The sequence below is a fragment of the Pseudomonas sp. C5pp genome, from assembly GCF_000814065.1.
Lineage (GTDB): Bacteria > Pseudomonadota > Gammaproteobacteria > Pseudomonadales > Pseudomonadaceae > Aquipseudomonas > Aquipseudomonas asiatica.
The window spans coordinates 84834-98709 of record NZ_JWLN01000011.1 but is presented as its reverse complement, the minus strand read 5'-3'; the positions used below and the strand labels follow the sequence as shown (position 1 = coordinate 98709).

13 protein-coding genes are annotated in these 13876 nt (G+C 63.8%); 5 read left to right on the top strand and 8 right to left on the bottom strand.

The window, feature by feature from the left end:
* Window positions 1-15 precede the first annotated feature (15 nt).
* The 5 genes from leuS (at window position 16) to RR51_RS11355 (ending at window position 6141) form a co-directional block, all read left to right on the top strand.
* The gene (gene leuS, locus RR51_RS11375) at window positions 16-2622 is read left to right on the top strand and encodes a leucine--tRNA ligase (RefSeq protein ID WP_039613558.1); all 2607 of its coding nucleotides are present in this window, start codon (window positions 16-18) and stop codon (window positions 2620-2622) included.
* Between the two features lie 60 nt (window positions 2623-2682).
* Window positions 2683-3288, top strand: a complete 606-nt coding sequence (locus RR51_RS11370; RefSeq protein ID WP_003257580.1) for an LPS-assembly lipoprotein LptE — start codon at window positions 2683-2685, stop codon at window positions 3286-3288.
* A gap of 39 nt (window positions 3289-3327) precedes the next feature.
* A complete protein-coding gene (holA, locus tag RR51_RS11365; RefSeq protein ID WP_039613557.1) occupies window positions 3328-4365 on the top strand; it encodes a DNA polymerase III subunit delta in 1038 nt (345 codons plus the stop codon).
* A gap of 237 nt (window positions 4366-4602) precedes the next feature.
* A complete protein-coding gene (arfA, locus tag RR51_RS11360) occupies window positions 4603-4767 on the top strand; it encodes an alternative ribosome rescue factor ArfA (RefSeq protein WP_003257578.1) in 165 nt (54 codons plus the stop codon).
* Window positions 4768-4827: 60 nt separating this feature from the next.
* A complete protein-coding gene (locus RR51_RS11355) occupies window positions 4828-6141 on the top strand; it encodes a lytic murein transglycosylase (RefSeq protein WP_039613556.1) in 1314 nt (437 codons plus the stop codon).
* A 121-nt stretch (window positions 6142-6262) separates the two neighbouring features.
* Here the strand turns inward: RR51_RS11355 and RR51_RS11350 are convergent, their stop codons facing one another.
* The 8 genes from RR51_RS11350 to rodA form a co-directional block, all read right to left on the bottom strand.
* A complete protein-coding gene (locus tag RR51_RS11350) occupies window positions 6263-7201 on the bottom strand; it encodes a S66 peptidase family protein (RefSeq protein WP_039613555.1) in 939 nt (312 codons plus the stop codon).
* A gap of 87 nt (window positions 7202-7288) precedes the next feature.
* Window positions 7289-8305: a lipoyl synthase gene (gene lipA, locus RR51_RS11345; protein ID WP_003257574.1), complete on the bottom strand. Its 1017-nt coding sequence runs from the start codon at window positions 8303-8305 to the stop codon at window positions 7289-7291.
* 2 nt (window positions 8306-8307) lie between these two features.
* The gene (gene lipB / locus RR51_RS11340; protein WP_039613554.1) at window positions 8308-8955 is read right to left on the bottom strand and encodes a lipoyl(octanoyl) transferase LipB; all 648 of its coding nucleotides are present in this window, start codon (window positions 8953-8955) and stop codon (window positions 8308-8310) included.
* Complete coding sequence (locus RR51_RS11335) at window positions 8955-9230, bottom strand: DUF493 domain-containing protein (protein WP_003249736.1); 276 nt, start codon at window positions 9228-9230, stop codon at window positions 8955-8957. The genes lipB and RR51_RS11335 overlap by 1 nt, the downstream gene beginning before the upstream one ends.
* A 73-nt stretch (window positions 9231-9303) precedes the next feature.
* Window positions 9304-10464 (bottom strand): D-alanyl-D-alanine carboxypeptidase family protein, encoded by a 1161-nt coding sequence (locus tag RR51_RS11330; protein WP_013974353.1) that lies wholly within the window; start codon window positions 10462-10464, stop codon window positions 9304-9306.
* Between the two features lie 269 nt (window positions 10465-10733).
* Entirely contained in the window at window positions 10734-11735 is a 1002-nt protein-coding gene (locus tag RR51_RS11325; RefSeq protein ID WP_013974354.1) for a septal ring lytic transglycosylase RlpA family protein, read from the bottom strand.
* Entirely contained in the window at window positions 11735-12745 is a 1011-nt protein-coding gene (mltB, locus tag RR51_RS11320) for a lytic murein transglycosylase B (protein WP_039613594.1), read from the bottom strand. The genes RR51_RS11325 and mltB overlap by 1 nt, the downstream gene beginning before the upstream one ends.
* Window positions 12746-12762: 17 nt before the next feature.
* Window positions 12763-13866 (bottom strand): rod shape-determining protein RodA, encoded by a 1104-nt coding sequence (rodA, locus tag RR51_RS11315; RefSeq protein ID WP_015271941.1) that lies wholly within the window; start codon window positions 13864-13866, stop codon window positions 12763-12765.
* Window positions 13867-13876: the final 10 nt, after the last annotated feature.

The following is a 13876-nucleotide window of genomic DNA, read 5'->3' as shown; positions in this document are numbered from 1 at the left end:
CAGCAAAAAGTAGCCATGCACGAACAATACACGCCCCGTGATATCGAAGCCGCCGCCCAGAAGTTCTGGGACGAGCAACAATCGTTCGCTGTTACCGAACAGCCAGGCAAGGACACCTACTACTGCCTGTCGATGTTCCCGTACCCGAGCGGCAAGCTACACATGGGCCACGTGCGCAACTACACCATCGGTGACGTGATTGCCCGCTACCAGCGCATGCTGGGCAAGAACGTCCTGCAGCCGATGGGCTGGGACGCATTCGGTATGCCCGCGGAAAACGCGGCGATGAAGAACAACGTCGCCCCGGCCAAGTGGACGTACGAAAACATCGACTACATGAAGACCCAGCTCAAGAGCCTGGGCCTGGCCATCGACTGGGCACGTGAAGTCACCACCTGCAAGCCCGACTACTACCGCTGGGAGCAGTGGCTGTTCACCCGCCTGTTCGAGAAAGGCATCATCTACCGCAAGAACGGTACCGTGAACTGGGACCCGGCGGACCAGACTGTACTGGCCAACGAGCAGGTCATCGACGGCCGTGGCTGGCGTTCGGGCGCGCTGATCGAGAAGCGCGAAATCCCGATGTACTACTTCCGCATCACCGACTACGCCGACGAGCTGCTGGAAAGCCTCGACGAGCTGCCAGGCTGGCCTGAGCAGGTCAAGACCATGCAGCGCAACTGGATCGGCAAGTCGCGCGGCATGGAAGTACAGTTCCCGTACGACCTGGCCAGCATCGGCCACGAAGGTACCCTCAAGGTCTTCACCACCCGTCCCGACACGCTGATGGGCGCCACCTACGTCGCCGTCGCCGCCGAACACCCGCTGGCCACCCAGGCCGCCCAGGGCAACCCGGCGCTGCAGGCGTTCATCGACGAGTGCAAGAGCGGCAGCGTTGCCGAAGCCGACATGGCCACCCAGGAGAAGAAGGGCATGGCCACTTCCCTGCTGGTCGAGCACCCGCTGACCGGCGAGAAGCTGCCGGTATGGGTCGCCAACTACGTGCTGATGCACTACGGCGATGGCGCCGTCATGGCCGTGCCGGCCCACGATGAGCGCGACTTCGAGTTCGCCCACAAGTACAACCTGCCGGTCAAGGCCGTGGTGCGCACCAGCGCTGGCGACGAAGTCGGCAGCGAGTGGCTGGCCGCCTATGGCGAGCACGGCCAGCTGATCAACTCCGGCGAATTCGACGGCCTGGACTTCGCCGGTGCCTTCGACGCCATCGAAGCCGCCCTGATCCGCAAGGAGCTGGGCAAATCGCGTACCCAGTTCCGCCTGCGTGACTGGGGTATCAGCCGCCAGCGCTACTGGGGCTGCCCGATCCCGATCATCCACTGCCCATCCTGCGGCGACGTACCGGTGCCGGAAGACCAGCTGCCGGTCACCCTGCCGGAGAACGTGGTGCCGGACGGTGCCGGTTCGCCACTGGCGCGCATGCCTGAATTCTACGAGTGCAGCTGCCCGAAATGCGGCACCGCGGCCAAGCGCGAAACCGACACCATGGACACCTTCGTCGAGTCGTCCTGGTACTTCGCCCGCTACGCCTCGCCGAACTACGAAGGTGGCATGGTCGACCCGAAAGCGGCCAACCACTGGCTGCCGGTCGACCAGTACATCGGCGGTATCGAGCACGCCATCCTGCACCTCCTGTACGCGCGCTTCTTCCACAAGCTGATGCGTGACGAAGGCCTGGTCACCTCGAACGAGCCGTTCAAGAACCTGCTGACCCAGGGCATGGTGGTGGCCGAAACCTATTACCGTGTGGCCAGCAACGGCGGCAAGGACTGGTTCAACCCGGCCGATGTCGAAGTCGAGCGTGATGCCAAGGCCAAGATCATTGGCGCTCGCCTGAAGACCGACGGCCTGCCGGTGGAAATCGGTGGCACCGAGAAGATGTCGAAGTCGAAGAACAACGGCGTCGACCCGCAATCGATGATCGACCAGTACGGCGCCGATACCTGCCGCCTGTTCATGATGTTCGCCTCGCCGCCCGACATGAGCCTGGAATGGTCCGACTCCGGCGTCGAAGGCGCCAGCCGCTTCCTGCGCCGCGTCTGGCGCCTGGCCCAGGCTCATGTAGCCCAAGGCCTGCCGGGCAAGCTGGATGTCGCCGCCCTGGACGACGCGCAGAAGGTCATCCGCCGCGCCATCCACGCCGCCATCAAGCAGGCCAGCACCGACGTGGGCCAGTTCCACAAGTTCAACACCGCCATCGCCCAGGTGATGACCGTGATGAACGTGCTGGAAAAGGCCCCGCAGGCCACTGAACAGGACCGTGCCTTGCTGCAGGAAGGCCTGGAGGCCGTCACTCTGCTGCTGGCGCCGATCACCCCGCACATCTCCCACGAGCTGTGGCAACAGCTGGGCCACCAGCAGGCCGTCATCGACGCCAGCTGGCCAACCGTCGACGAGGCAGCCCTGGTACAGGACACCGTCACCCTGGTGGTGCAGGTCAACGGCAAGCTGCGTGGCCAGGTCGAAATGCCAGCCGCCGCCAGCCGCGAAGAAATCGAAGCCGCCGCGCGCAGCAACGAGAACGTCCTGCGCTTCATCGATGGCCTGACCATCCGCAAGGTCATCGTGGTACCGGGCAAGCTGGTCAACATCGTCGCCAACTGATGGCAACGCCCGCCCGCAGGCACTGCGGGCGGGCGAACAGGCCCACAAGGGAGCAACAACATGATCAAACGCAATTTGCTGGTAATTGGCCTGGCGGTCATGCTCAGCGCCTGCGGTTTCCAGCTGCGCGGCACCGGCTCTACCGAGCTGAGCGTGAAGGAAATGGACGTAAGCGCACGCAACGCCTACGGCCCGACCGTGGTCCAGCTGCGTGAAGTACTGCAGCGTAGCGGCGTCAACGTGCACGCTGGTGCACCTTACCGCCTGGTGCTGACCAACGAGCAGGAGCGCGAGCGCTCGGCGACCTACAACAGCGGTAACCGTACCGCCGAGTACGAGCTGACCACCGTGCTGAACTACAGCATCCAGGGCCTGAACAACCTGGAGCTGATGAGCGACAAGCTGGAAGTGCGCAAGATCTACTTGCGTGACGGCTCGAACATCACCGGCTCCGAGCAGGAAGCCAACCGCGCCCGCGAAGAAATGCGTCGCGACCTGGTCAACGCCATGGTCGTTCGCCTGCAGATGCTGACCCCGTCCCAGCTGGACGAGCTGCAGCGTCAAGCCGACGAACGCGCCAAGGCCGAAGCCGCTGCGCTGGAGGCCGCTCGCCGCCAGCAGGCCGAAACGCCTCAGCAGTCGCCTCTGGAAGTACCGGGCAACTAAGCCCGAGCGGGGTACCTTCGGGTACCCCGCCTGTTTCCCATGAAGCTCGCTCCCGCCCAACTCAACAAGCACCTGCAAGGCGCCCTGGCACCGGTCTACGTGGTCAGCGGCGACGACCCGCTGCTGTGCCAGGAAGCCGCCGACGCCATCCGCAACGCCGCGCGCCAGCAGGGCTTCGACGAACGCCAGGTATTCAGTGCCGACGCCAACTTCGACTGGGGCACCCTGCTCCAGGCTGGCGCCAGCCTGTCCCTGTTCGCCCAGCGCCGCCTGCTGGAATTGCGCCTGCCCTCGGGCAAGCCTGGTGACAAGGGCGCTGCTGCGCTGATGGAATACTGCGCCAACCCTGCCGAAGACACCTTGCTGCTGGTCAGCCTGCCCAAGCTCGACGGCAGCGCGCAGAAGACCAAGTGGGGCAAGGCGCTGATCGAAGGTGCCCACTGCCAGTTCATCCAGATCTGGCCGGTGGATGTGCACCAGCTGCCGCAGTGGATCAACCAGCGCCTGCAGCAGGCCGGCCTGTCGGCACAGCGTGACGCCGTCGACCTGATTGCCGCGCGCGTGGAAGGCAACCTGCTGGCGGCCGCACAGGAAATCGAAAAGCTCAAGCTGCTTGCCGAGGGCAACCAGATCACCGTGGAGACCGTGCAGGCCGCCGTCGCCGACAGCGCCCGCTTCGATGTCTTCGGCCTGGTCGATGCCATTCTCAACGGCGAAGCTGCGCATGCCTTGCGTATGCTCGAAGGCTTGCGCGGTGAAGGCGTGGAGCCACCAGTGATTCTCTGGGCCCTTGCCCGAGAGCTGCGCCAACTGGCGGGGCTGGCCCAACAGTTCAGCCAAGGTGTACCGCTGGACAAGGCTTTCAGCCAGGCCCGCCCACCGGTCTGGGACAAACGCCGGCCACTGGTCAGCAAGGCCCTGCAGCGCCTGTCGGCGCAGCGTTGGGCGCAGTTGCTGCAGGATGCCCAGCGTATCGATGCACAGATCAAGGGGCAGGCCGAGGGCTCGCCGTGGACCGGCCTGGCGCGCTTGTCGCTGCTGATGGCCGGCCAGCGCCTGACACTCCCGCCCGAGTAAATCGTCCTCCAGACTGCCTCAGTGCCCTGTAGGAGCAGCCTTGTGCTTCGAAGAGGCCATAAGTGCCGAAGAAAGTCTTCTGCCTTACAGACCTCTTCGCAGCACAAGGCTGCTCCTACAAGGGCCCTGCCAAATCCATAAGAACCAGGTATTCGGCCATATACACAATCAATTGGCCCCACCCTGCCCCAAGCCCTACAGTGCGCTGCGAAACCCACCCAACCGGGGAACCCCGCCATGAGCAAAAAGCCGAAAAAGCACGGCCCCAACAAGGCCAAGTCGATCATCGCCCAACCGCTGTTCCGCTGCCGCCAGGAACAGCCGAACAAGGGCAAAGGCAGCTACCGCCGCGAAGCCTTCCAATCGAGAGATTGGGAGGCTTCCTACTTTTTGGCTGCATGAAAGCATCGAGAGCGCAGGCATGATATGGTCGTCACCTGACCTGCAATTCTGGATCTGTGAATGCTCCTCAGTCTTCTCCCCCGCTGGAAAACCCGCCAGCTGATCGCGGCCTCCAGTTTCATCCTGCTCGTGGCCTGCGCAGAAAAGCCCACCGCCGCCGACGCCCTGCCGCTGGCCCCCGCCCAGCCCACCCCTGTGGTGACCCTGCCCGGCACGACGCCCGACACCAGCACTGAAATCCAGCCTCTGCAAACCTTCGCGCAATGGCAAGCAGGCTTTCGCCAGCAAGCCCTGCAAGCCGGCATTTCGCAGGATACGTTCGACCGCGCCTTCCTCGGCGTCACCCCCGACATGGACGTGATCAAGGCCGATCGCAGCCAGCCGGAGTTCACCCGCCCCGTATGGGAATACCTCGAAGGCGCCCTGTCGCCTCTGCGCGTGCGCAACGGCAAGAAGCTGCTGGAGCAGAACGCCGAACTGCTGACCCGCATCGAGCAAAGCTATGGTGTCGATCGCCAGGTGCTGGTCGCGGTATGGGGCATGGAAAGCAACTTCGGCCAGTTTCAGGGCAACAAGTCGGTGATCCGCTCGCTGGCTACTCTGGCCTATGAGGGCCGACGCCCGCAGTTCGCCCAGGACCAGCTGATCGCCGCGCTGCAGATCATTCAGCACGGCGACATCCAGCCTGAGGCCATGCGTGGTTCGTGGGCCGGTGCCATGGGCCAGACCCAGTTCATCCCGACCACCTACAACACCCATGCCGTGGACTTCGACGGCGATGGCCGCCGCGACATCTGGAACAGCACGGCAGACGCCCTGGCCTCGACCGCGCACTATCTGCAGAGTTCGGGCTGGAAGCGTGGCCAGCCGTGGGGCTTCGAGGTACAGGTGCCGCCTGGCTTCGATTACTGGCAGGCCGATGGCGCCCTGCGCAAGCCGGTGAGCGAGTGGCTGGCGATGGGCGTGAAACTGCCTGCCGGTACCCAGTTGCCGGTGGGTAGCAACCAGCTGTCTGCCGCACTGCTGCTGCCCGCGGGCGCGCGTGGCCCGGCGTTCCTGGTGCTGGACAACTTCCGCGCCATCCTCAAATACAACAATTCGTCGTCCTACGCGCTGGCAGTAAGCCTGCTGGGTGATCGCTTCACGGGCTGGGGCTTCATTGCCGGCAGCTGGCCGAAAGAAGACCTGCCCCTCAGCCGCAGCGAGCGCATTGAGCTGCAGAACCTGCTGAACAGCAATGGGCACGAAGCCGGCAATGCCGATGGCATCATTGGCGCCAATACCCGCAAGGCGATCCGCAATGCCCAGCAGGGGCTGGGGTGGCCGGCGGATGGGTATCCGACCCACAAGCTGCTCGAGAGCCTGCGCAAATAGTGAGATTGCTGGGGGCGCGTTGCGCCCCTTTCGCGACACAAGGCCGCTCCCACAAGCGATAGCACTTCTCCTGTGGGAGCGGCCTTGTGTCGCGATGGGCTGCAAAGCAGCCCCGGCAATCTCAAGCCTTGAACAAATCCTGCTCCAACACCAATGTCTGCCTCCCGCTATCCAGCATTACCCGAGCCCCCAACGGCAAGCACACATTCGGGTCACAATGCCCACTGCGCCACCCGGCCAGCACCGGCACACCCAGCGGCGCTAAGATATCCTCCAGCAGGGGCGTCAACGCCGCAGTGGTAATCCCGGCAAAGTCCCCCACCAGCACACCCTTCACCCCCTCCAGCTTGCCTGCCAGGCGCAGCTGGGTCAGCAAGCGATCCACCCGGTAAAGCGGCTCGTTGACGTCCTCGATGAACAGGATGCAGCCCTGCGTATCCAGCTCGGCAATCGTCCCCAGGGTCGCGCCCAGCATCGACAGGTTGCCGCCCAGCAGCGGCCCGCTGGCCACCCCATGCAGCACGCTGCTCAATGCGAAGTCAGCAGGGTGCACGATCTGCTCCCCTGCCCGCACATGCCCACCCAGCTGCGCCAGCAACGAAGTCTCGGTTGGCGGCAACTTGGCCCCCAGCAGGTCGGCATTGAGCATCCCGCCATGGAAGGTAAGCAGCCCGGTATGCCGGTAGATCGCCGTGTGCAGCGCGGTGATGTCGCTGTAACCGATCAGCGGCTTGGGGTTGCGCCGGATCAGTTCGAAATCGAGCTGGTCGAGCAGGCGCATGCTGCCGTACCCCCCACGCATGCACAGAATGGCGTCGATAGCCGGGTCGGCAAAGGCATCATGCAGGTCCTGTAACCGCTGCCGGTCCGGCCCCGCCAGATAGCCCTGGGTCTGAAGGGCTCCCGGATAGATGCGGCAGCTGTAGCCTCTATCAACGAACCACTGGTTGACCTTGTGCGTATCCAGCCGCGCCGCGCCCGCCGGGGCGACAATGGCAAAACAGGCATCACGCTGCAGCGCGGCTGGCAGGCTGGGTTGGAAGGTTTCGGCGCAATTCATCGCGGCTCCTTGCAGCGCGTGTGGCACAAACAAAAATGCCGATGCGGCCCTTCGGCGCGCATCGGCATGCGTGGCTCTGTGCTTGGCTCAGAGCTTGATCTTGGCTTCGTGAGCCTGCTGGTCAGCGTGGTACGAAGAACGCACCAACGGGCCGGAAGCGACGTTCTTGAAGCCCATCTTGTAACCTTCCTCGGCGAACCAGGCGAAGGTGTCCGGGTGAACGAAACGCTGCACCGGCAGGTGGCTGCGCGACGGCTGCAGATACTGGCCGAGGGTGAGCATGTCGATGTCATGCTCGCGCATGCGGTGCATCACTTCGATCACTTCCTCGTCGGTCTCGCCCAGGCCGAGCATCAGGCCCGACTTGGTCGGTACGTGCGGCACCAACTGCTTGAACTTCTGCAGCAGGTCCAGCGACCAGTCGTAGTCCGAACCCGGGCGCGCGGCCTTGTACAGGCGCGGTACGGTCTCGAGGTTGTGGTTGAACACATCCGGCGGCTCTTGCGCGGTGATCTCCAGGGCAATATCCATGCGCCCACGGTAGTCCGGCACCAGGGTTTCCAGCTGTACGCCCGGCGACAGCGCACGGATTTCGCGGATGCAGTCGGCAAAGTGCTGGGCACCACCGTCACGCAGGTCGTCGCGGTCCACCGAGGTGATCACCACGTACTTCAGGCGCAGGTCGGCGATGGCGATGGCCAGGTTCTTCGGCTCGTCCAGGTCCAGCGGTTTCGGCCGGCCGTGGCCAACGTCGCAGAACGGGCAACGACGGGTGCAGATGTCACCCATGATCATGAAGGTGGCGGTACCACCGGAGAAGCACTCGCCCAGGTTCGGGCAGGATGCCTCTTCGCATACGCTGTGCAGCTTGTGCTTGCGCAGCAGCTGCTTGATGCGGTCTACCTCGGGCGACACCGGGATACGCACGCGGATCCAGTCGGGCTTCTTCGGCAGCTCTTCGGTGGGGATGATCTTCACCGGGATGCGCGCCACCTTTTCGGCACCACGCAGCTTGACCCCGGCTTCCACCTTCTTCGGCGCTGGGCGCGGGGTGGCATCCTGGGTAGGTATCAGGTTCGGCACGGCTTCTTGCACAGTTGTCATATTCAGTCGATTCCGCCCGTGAGGGTCGTCTGCTCAGCGTAGTCGAGGTGCTTGACCAGCTGTCCGCGCAGCCTTGTCCTGACCTCGTCGAGTTCGATCGGACCTGCCAGGTCGCGCAGCTGGGTCATCGCCAGCCCCGCATAGCCGCAGGGGTTGATTCGGCGGAATGGCGCGAGGTCCATGTCCACGTTCAGGGCAAGGCCGTGGAACGAACGGCCGTTGCGGATTCGCAGGCCGAGGGAGGCGATTTTCGCTCCGTCGACATAGACGCCCGGGGCATCGGGCTTGGCCGCGGCCTGGACATCGTAACTGGCGAGCAGGTCGATGAGGGTCAGCTCGATACGGCTGACCAGCTCACGCACGCCAAAGCCCAGCCGGCGCACATCCAGCAGCAGGTAGGCCACCAGCTGCCCGGGGCCATGGTAGGTCACCTGGCCACCGCGATCGGTCTGCACTACCGGGATGTCGCCCGGCACCAGCAGGTGCTCGGCCTTGCCGGCCTGGCCCTGGGTGAAGACCGCGGGGTGCTCGACCAGCCAGACTTCATCCTGGCTGTCCGGGCTGCGCTGCTCGGTGAAGCGACGCATGGCCTCCAGCACCGGTTCGTAGGGCTGCAGGCCAAGCTCGCGAAAACCGAGGCAGGCGGACATCAGAGCACCATTTTCACGATGCCGGTAGCGCGCAGGGCGCTGTTGATATCGTGCAGCTGGTTCTCGCTTTCGGCAACGATGTGCAATTGCACGGTGGTGTACTTGCCTTCCTTGCTCTGGCGCTCGGCCAGGGTGGAAAGGTCGACCTTCGCGTGCTTGCTCAGGATCTCGATCACCGTGTCCTTGAAGCCGACAACGGTGTCACCGATGACCTTGATCGGGTAATCGTCGCAGGGGAATTCGATCTTGTGCGACTTGACGTCTGGTTCGCTCATGGCGGAAACGGCCTCGTAAGCCGTGGCAACAACAACGCCCCCGCTGGATACGCGGGGGCATGCAGGTCACGTATCAGTTGAACAACCCGTAGAAGAATAGACGGATGCTATCCCACATACGGCGGAAGAAACCACCTTCCTCGACGCCATCGAGGGCGATCAGGTCGGCGCTGTGAACCACTTTCTCGTCCAGTTTGACTTCCACTTTGCCGATCACGTCACCTTTGGCGATTGGCGCGGTGAGCTGCGGGTTCATGGTCATCGAAGCCTGCAGGCGCTTCAATTGGCCTTTAGGCATAGTCAGGGTCAGATCGTTGGCCAGGCCAGCTTTCACTTCGCCAGTCGCGCCTTTCCAGACCGGCGACTTGGTCAGCTCGGTACCCTTCTGGTAGAAGGTCTGGGTTTCGAAGAAGCGGAAGCCATAGGTCAGCAGCTTCTGGGTCTCGGCAGCACGCGACTGCTCGCTGTTGGTGCCGAAGACCACGGCGATCAGGCGCTGGCCATCGCGAACGGCCGAAGCCACCATGCAGTAGCCGGCTTCGTCGGTGTGGCCGGTCTTCAGGCCGTCGACAGTCTTGTCACGCCACAGCAGCAGGTTGCGGTTTGGCTGCTTGATGTTGTTCCAGAAGAACTCTTTCTGCGAGTAGATGGCGTAGTGGGCCGGGTCGACATTGATGATCGCACGGGCCAGGGTAGCCATGTCGTGGGCCGACGAGTAATGGTCCGGGTGCGGCAGGCCGGTCGGGTTCATGAAGTGGCTGTTGGCCATGCCCAGGTCGGCAGCGGTCTTGTTCATCATGTCGGCGAAGGCGTCTTCGCTGCCGGCGATGTGCTCGGCCAGGGCAACCGAGGCGTCGTTGCCGGACTGGATGATGATGCCGTGCAGCAGGTCGCTGACGGTCACCTGGCTGCCCACCTTGATGAACATGCGCGAACCGCCGGTCCGCCAGGCGTTTTCGCTGACGGTAACCGGGTCGTTTTCACCGATCTGGCCGCGACGGATGTCCAGGGTGGCGATGTAGGCCGTCATCAGCTTGGTCAGGCTGGCAGGCGGCAGGCGCTCGTCACCGTTGTTCTCGACCAGCACGTTGCCGCTGGACGCATCCATGAGTACGTAGGACTTGGCTGCCAGTTGCGGTGGCGCCGGCGTCATCTGCTCAGCCGCGAAGGCGGCAGGCGTGATCATCAGCAGTACGGGCAGGCAAAGTCGTTTGGCAAGGTTGGTGATGTTCATCCGTCTCTCGAAAATCGCTAATGGTCTGATGTTCCCTGGGCAAGATCATGTGCCCAGCGCCAGTCAGTCTAGTTTTTGCGGCCGTAGGCCTGGCTCGCAATGTGCGGCTTTATGTCGCTGCGGGCAAAAGCCGACATTGTACATGCCCGCGCCCGTCAATTCATGACAAAACCGACAGTTTGGTGCTGCCTTCTTCGCGGGCGCGCCCGCTCCCACAGGGTTTCGCATGCCCTGCGGGAGCGGGCGTGCCCGCGAAGAAGGCAACGCGGTCAGTCAGCTGTGACCAGCTTGGCCTGCCCAAGGTTCGCCAGGCGGATGCTGTCCTGCGCTTGCTGGATCTCGCCCTGGCTGTTGATCGGCCCGAGGCGCACGCGGTGCAGGGTCTGCTGGTTACGCACGATCGAGCTGATGAACACTGGCGCGCTGACCATGCTGCTGAGCTTGGAGCGCAGCAGTTCGGCGGCGTCCGGGTTGGCGAAGGCACCCACCTGCAGGAAGCTGCCGCCACTGCCGGCCGGCACGTTGTTGCCGGCCACCTGCACCGGCACCACCGGCGCCGCATGCTGCTGGGGCGGCGGGGTCCATTGCTCGACGCGCCCGGTACTGGCCGGGATCGCCTGGGTCTGGGCCACCTGGGGCTCCTTGAGCACCATCGGTGGCGTCTGGCCACGCTGGGCCCACCACTGCTGCGGGTCGATGCCTTCGACGCGCACGTGCGCGGTACCGATCTCGGCATAACCGAGCTTTTTCGCCGCGGCATAGGACAGGTCGATGATGCGGTCCGAATAGAACGGCCCACGGTCGTTCACCCGCAGGATCACGCTTCGGCCGTTGGCCAGGTTGGTCACCCGCACGTAGGCCGGCAGCGGCAGGGTCTTGTGCGCCGCGCTCATGCCGTACAGGTCGTACAGCTCGCCGTTGGCGGTGTTCTGGCCGTGGAACTTGGTGCCATACCACGACGCGGTACCTTCCGCGCGATAATTGCGCGAGTCCTGCATCGGGTAGTAGGTCTTGCCCAGTACCGTGTACGGGTTGGCCTTGTAGTTGCCGGTGTGCACGGTTGGCGTGGCGTCGGGGATCTTGTTCACATCCACGTCCCACCACGGCGCGCCGTCCTTGTGCGCGCGGTTGATGTCCAGGCCCGGCTGGGTGCGCACCACGTTGCCACTGCTTTGCTGGGGCGGGCGGTTGGACGAACAGCTGGCCAGCACCACGCCCACGGCGAGGCAGGTGAGCAGCTTGAAAGACTTGCCAGAGATGATTGCGCGCATTACTTGACGCCCCGTGCTTGAACCAGCTGTTCCGATAGCTGATGCACCGCCATGGCATACATCACGCTGCGGTTGTAGCGAGTGATCGCGTAGAAGTTCTTCAGGCCCATCCAGTACTCGGGGCCATTGTCGCCCTCGAGACGAAAGGCGGTAACCGGCAGATCATCGCGCAACGAATCATGGACCGACCAGCCAAGCGTGCGCAACTCCCCAACGGTTTTTACCGGCTCGATACCGGTGGTCAGGCCTTCGTCGGCGCGCCCACCGTCCACCCAGGCGCGGCTGACCACACCTTCGCCGGCCACCCAGCCGTGGCGCTTGAAGTAGCTGGCCACGCTGCCAATGGCGTCGTCCGGGTTGTTCCAGATATTGATGTGGCCGTCGCCGTCGAAGTCCACCGCGAAGTTGCGGAAGCTGCTCGGCATGAACTGCGGCAGGCCCATTGCACCAGCGTAGGAGCCTTTGAGCGTCAGCGGGTCGAGCTGTTCCTCACGGGCCAGCAGCAGGAATTCGCGCAGCTCCTTGCGGAAGAACTCCGCCCGTGGCGGGTAGTCGAAGCCCAGGGTCGACAAGGCATCGATCACCCGGTAGTTACCGGTGTTGCGGCCAAAGAAGGTTTCCACGCCAATGATGGCAACGATGTACTGCGCCGGCACGCCATACTCCTGCTCGGCACGGGCCAGCACCGCCTCGTGCTGGCGCCAGAAGTCCACACCGCGGGCAATACGCGCGTCAGTGATGAACATCGGCCGGTAGTCCTTCCACGGTTTTACCCGTTCGGCCGGGCGCGAAATGGCGTCGAGTATCGACTGTTTGCGCTGCACCTCCGCGAACACACCCATCAGCTGCTCAGGGGCAAAGCCATGGTCGCGGCTCATTTCGCCAACGAACTGGGCCACCTGCGGCGAGCCCTGATAATCGCCGGCATGGGCCAGCTGTACAGCGCCGAACAGGCCCACCGCGCCGATCCACGGCGCACAACGGGCAGCCCAGTTACGCACTGCTTGCATGAAATTCTTCACCTTATTCAAACCTGAGCGATCCATTTGCGGTGCGTGTGGATCGACATCAGAACGCCAAACGCTGACAGCAGCGTCACCAACGAAGTTCCGCCATAGCTGATGAAGGGCAGCGGCACGCCCACCACGGGCAGAAGGCCGCTGACCATACCGATATTGACGAACACGTACACAAAGAAGGTCATGGTCAGGCTGCCCGCCAGCAGCTTGCCGAACAGGGTCTGCGCCTGGGCGGTGATCATCAGGCCACGGCCGATCAGCAGCAGGTAGACGATCAACAGCAGGCAGATGCCGACCAGGCCGAATTCCTCGCCGAGCACGGCAATGATGAAGTCGGTGTGGCTTTCCGGCAGGAAGTCCAGGTGCGACTGGGTGCCGAGCAGCCAGCCCTTGCCGAACACACCGCCCGAGCCGATCGCCGCCTTCGACTGGATGATGTTCCAGCCAGTGCCCAACGGGTCGCTTTCCGGGTCGAGGAAGGTCAGTACCCGCTGCTTCTGGTAGTCGTGCATGACGAAGAACCACATCGCCACCGCCACTGGCACCGCAGCCGCCAGCACGCTGAGGATCCAGCGCCAGCGCAGGCCGCCCATGAACAGCACGAAAGCCCCGGAGGCGAGGATCAGCAGCGCCGTGCCCAGGTCGGGCTGGCGCACGATCAGGATGAACGGCACGCCGATCAGCACCAGGCTGATCGCCACATGCTTCAGATGCGGCGGCAACGTGCGCTTGGACAGGTACCAGGCGATGGTCGCCGGCATGATGATCTTCATGAACTCCGAGGGCTGGAAGCGGATCACCCCGGGGATGTTGATCCAGCGCGTGGCGCCCATGGCGTTGTGGCCCATCACGTCCACCACCACCAGCAACAGCACCCCGGCCAGGTAGGCCAGCGGCACCCAGCGAGCCATGAAGCGCGGCTCTAGCTGGGCGATGATGAACATCGACACCAGGCCGATGCCGAACGAGGTGGCTTGCTTGAGTAGCAGGTCCCAGTTCTTGCCACTGGCCGAATACAGGACGAACAGGCTACCGGCCGCGAGGGTCAGCAGAATGATCAGCAAAGGGCCGTCGACGTGGATGCGCTGCAGAAAGCTGGCGCGCCGACGCATCACATCCTCG

Excerpts from the sequence above, each read along its gene's own strand:
- leuS (WP_039613558.1), top strand. The coding sequence starts at position 16 with ATGCACGAACAATACACGCCCCGTGATATCGAAGCCGCCGCCCAGAAG.
- RR51_RS11370 (WP_003257580.1), top strand. The coding sequence starts at position 2,683 with ATGATCAAACGCAATTTGCTGGTAATTGGCCTGGCGGTCATGCTCAGC.
- holA (WP_039613557.1), top strand. The coding sequence starts at position 3,328 with ATGAAGCTCGCTCCCGCCCAACTCAACAAGCACCTGCAAGGCGCCCTG.
- arfA (WP_003257578.1), top strand. The coding sequence starts at position 4,603 with ATGAGCAAAAAGCCGAAAAAGCACGGCCCCAACAAGGCCAAGTCGATC.
- RR51_RS11355 (WP_039613556.1), top strand. The coding sequence starts at position 4,828 with ATGCTCCTCAGTCTTCTCCCCCGCTGGAAAACCCGCCAGCTGATCGCG.
- RR51_RS11350 (WP_039613555.1), bottom strand. The coding sequence starts at position 7,201 with ATGAATTGCGCCGAAACCTTCCAACCCAGCCTGCCAGCCGCGCTGCAG.
- lipA (WP_003257574.1), bottom strand. The coding sequence starts at position 8,305 with ATGACAACTGTGCAAGAAGCCGTGCCGAACCTGATACCTACCCAGGAT.
- lipB (WP_039613554.1), bottom strand. The coding sequence starts at position 8,955 with ATGTCCGCCTGCCTCGGTTTTCGCGAGCTTGGCCTGCAGCCCTACGAA.
- RR51_RS11335 (WP_003249736.1), bottom strand. The coding sequence starts at position 9,230 with ATGAGCGAACCAGACGTCAAGTCGCACAAGATCGAATTCCCCTGCGAC.
- RR51_RS11330 (WP_013974353.1), bottom strand. The coding sequence starts at position 10,464 with ATGAACATCACCAACCTTGCCAAACGACTTTGCCTGCCCGTACTGCTG.
- RR51_RS11325 (WP_013974354.1), bottom strand. The coding sequence starts at position 11,735 with ATGCGCGCAATCATCTCTGGCAAGTCTTTCAAGCTGCTCACCTGCCTC.
- mltB (WP_039613594.1), bottom strand. The coding sequence starts at position 12,745 with ATGCAAGCAGTGCGTAACTGGGCTGCCCGTTGTGCGCCGTGGATCGGC.
- rodA (WP_015271941.1), bottom strand. The coding sequence starts at position 13,866 with ATGCGTCGGCGCGCCAGCTTTCTGCAGCGCATCCACGTCGACGGCCCT.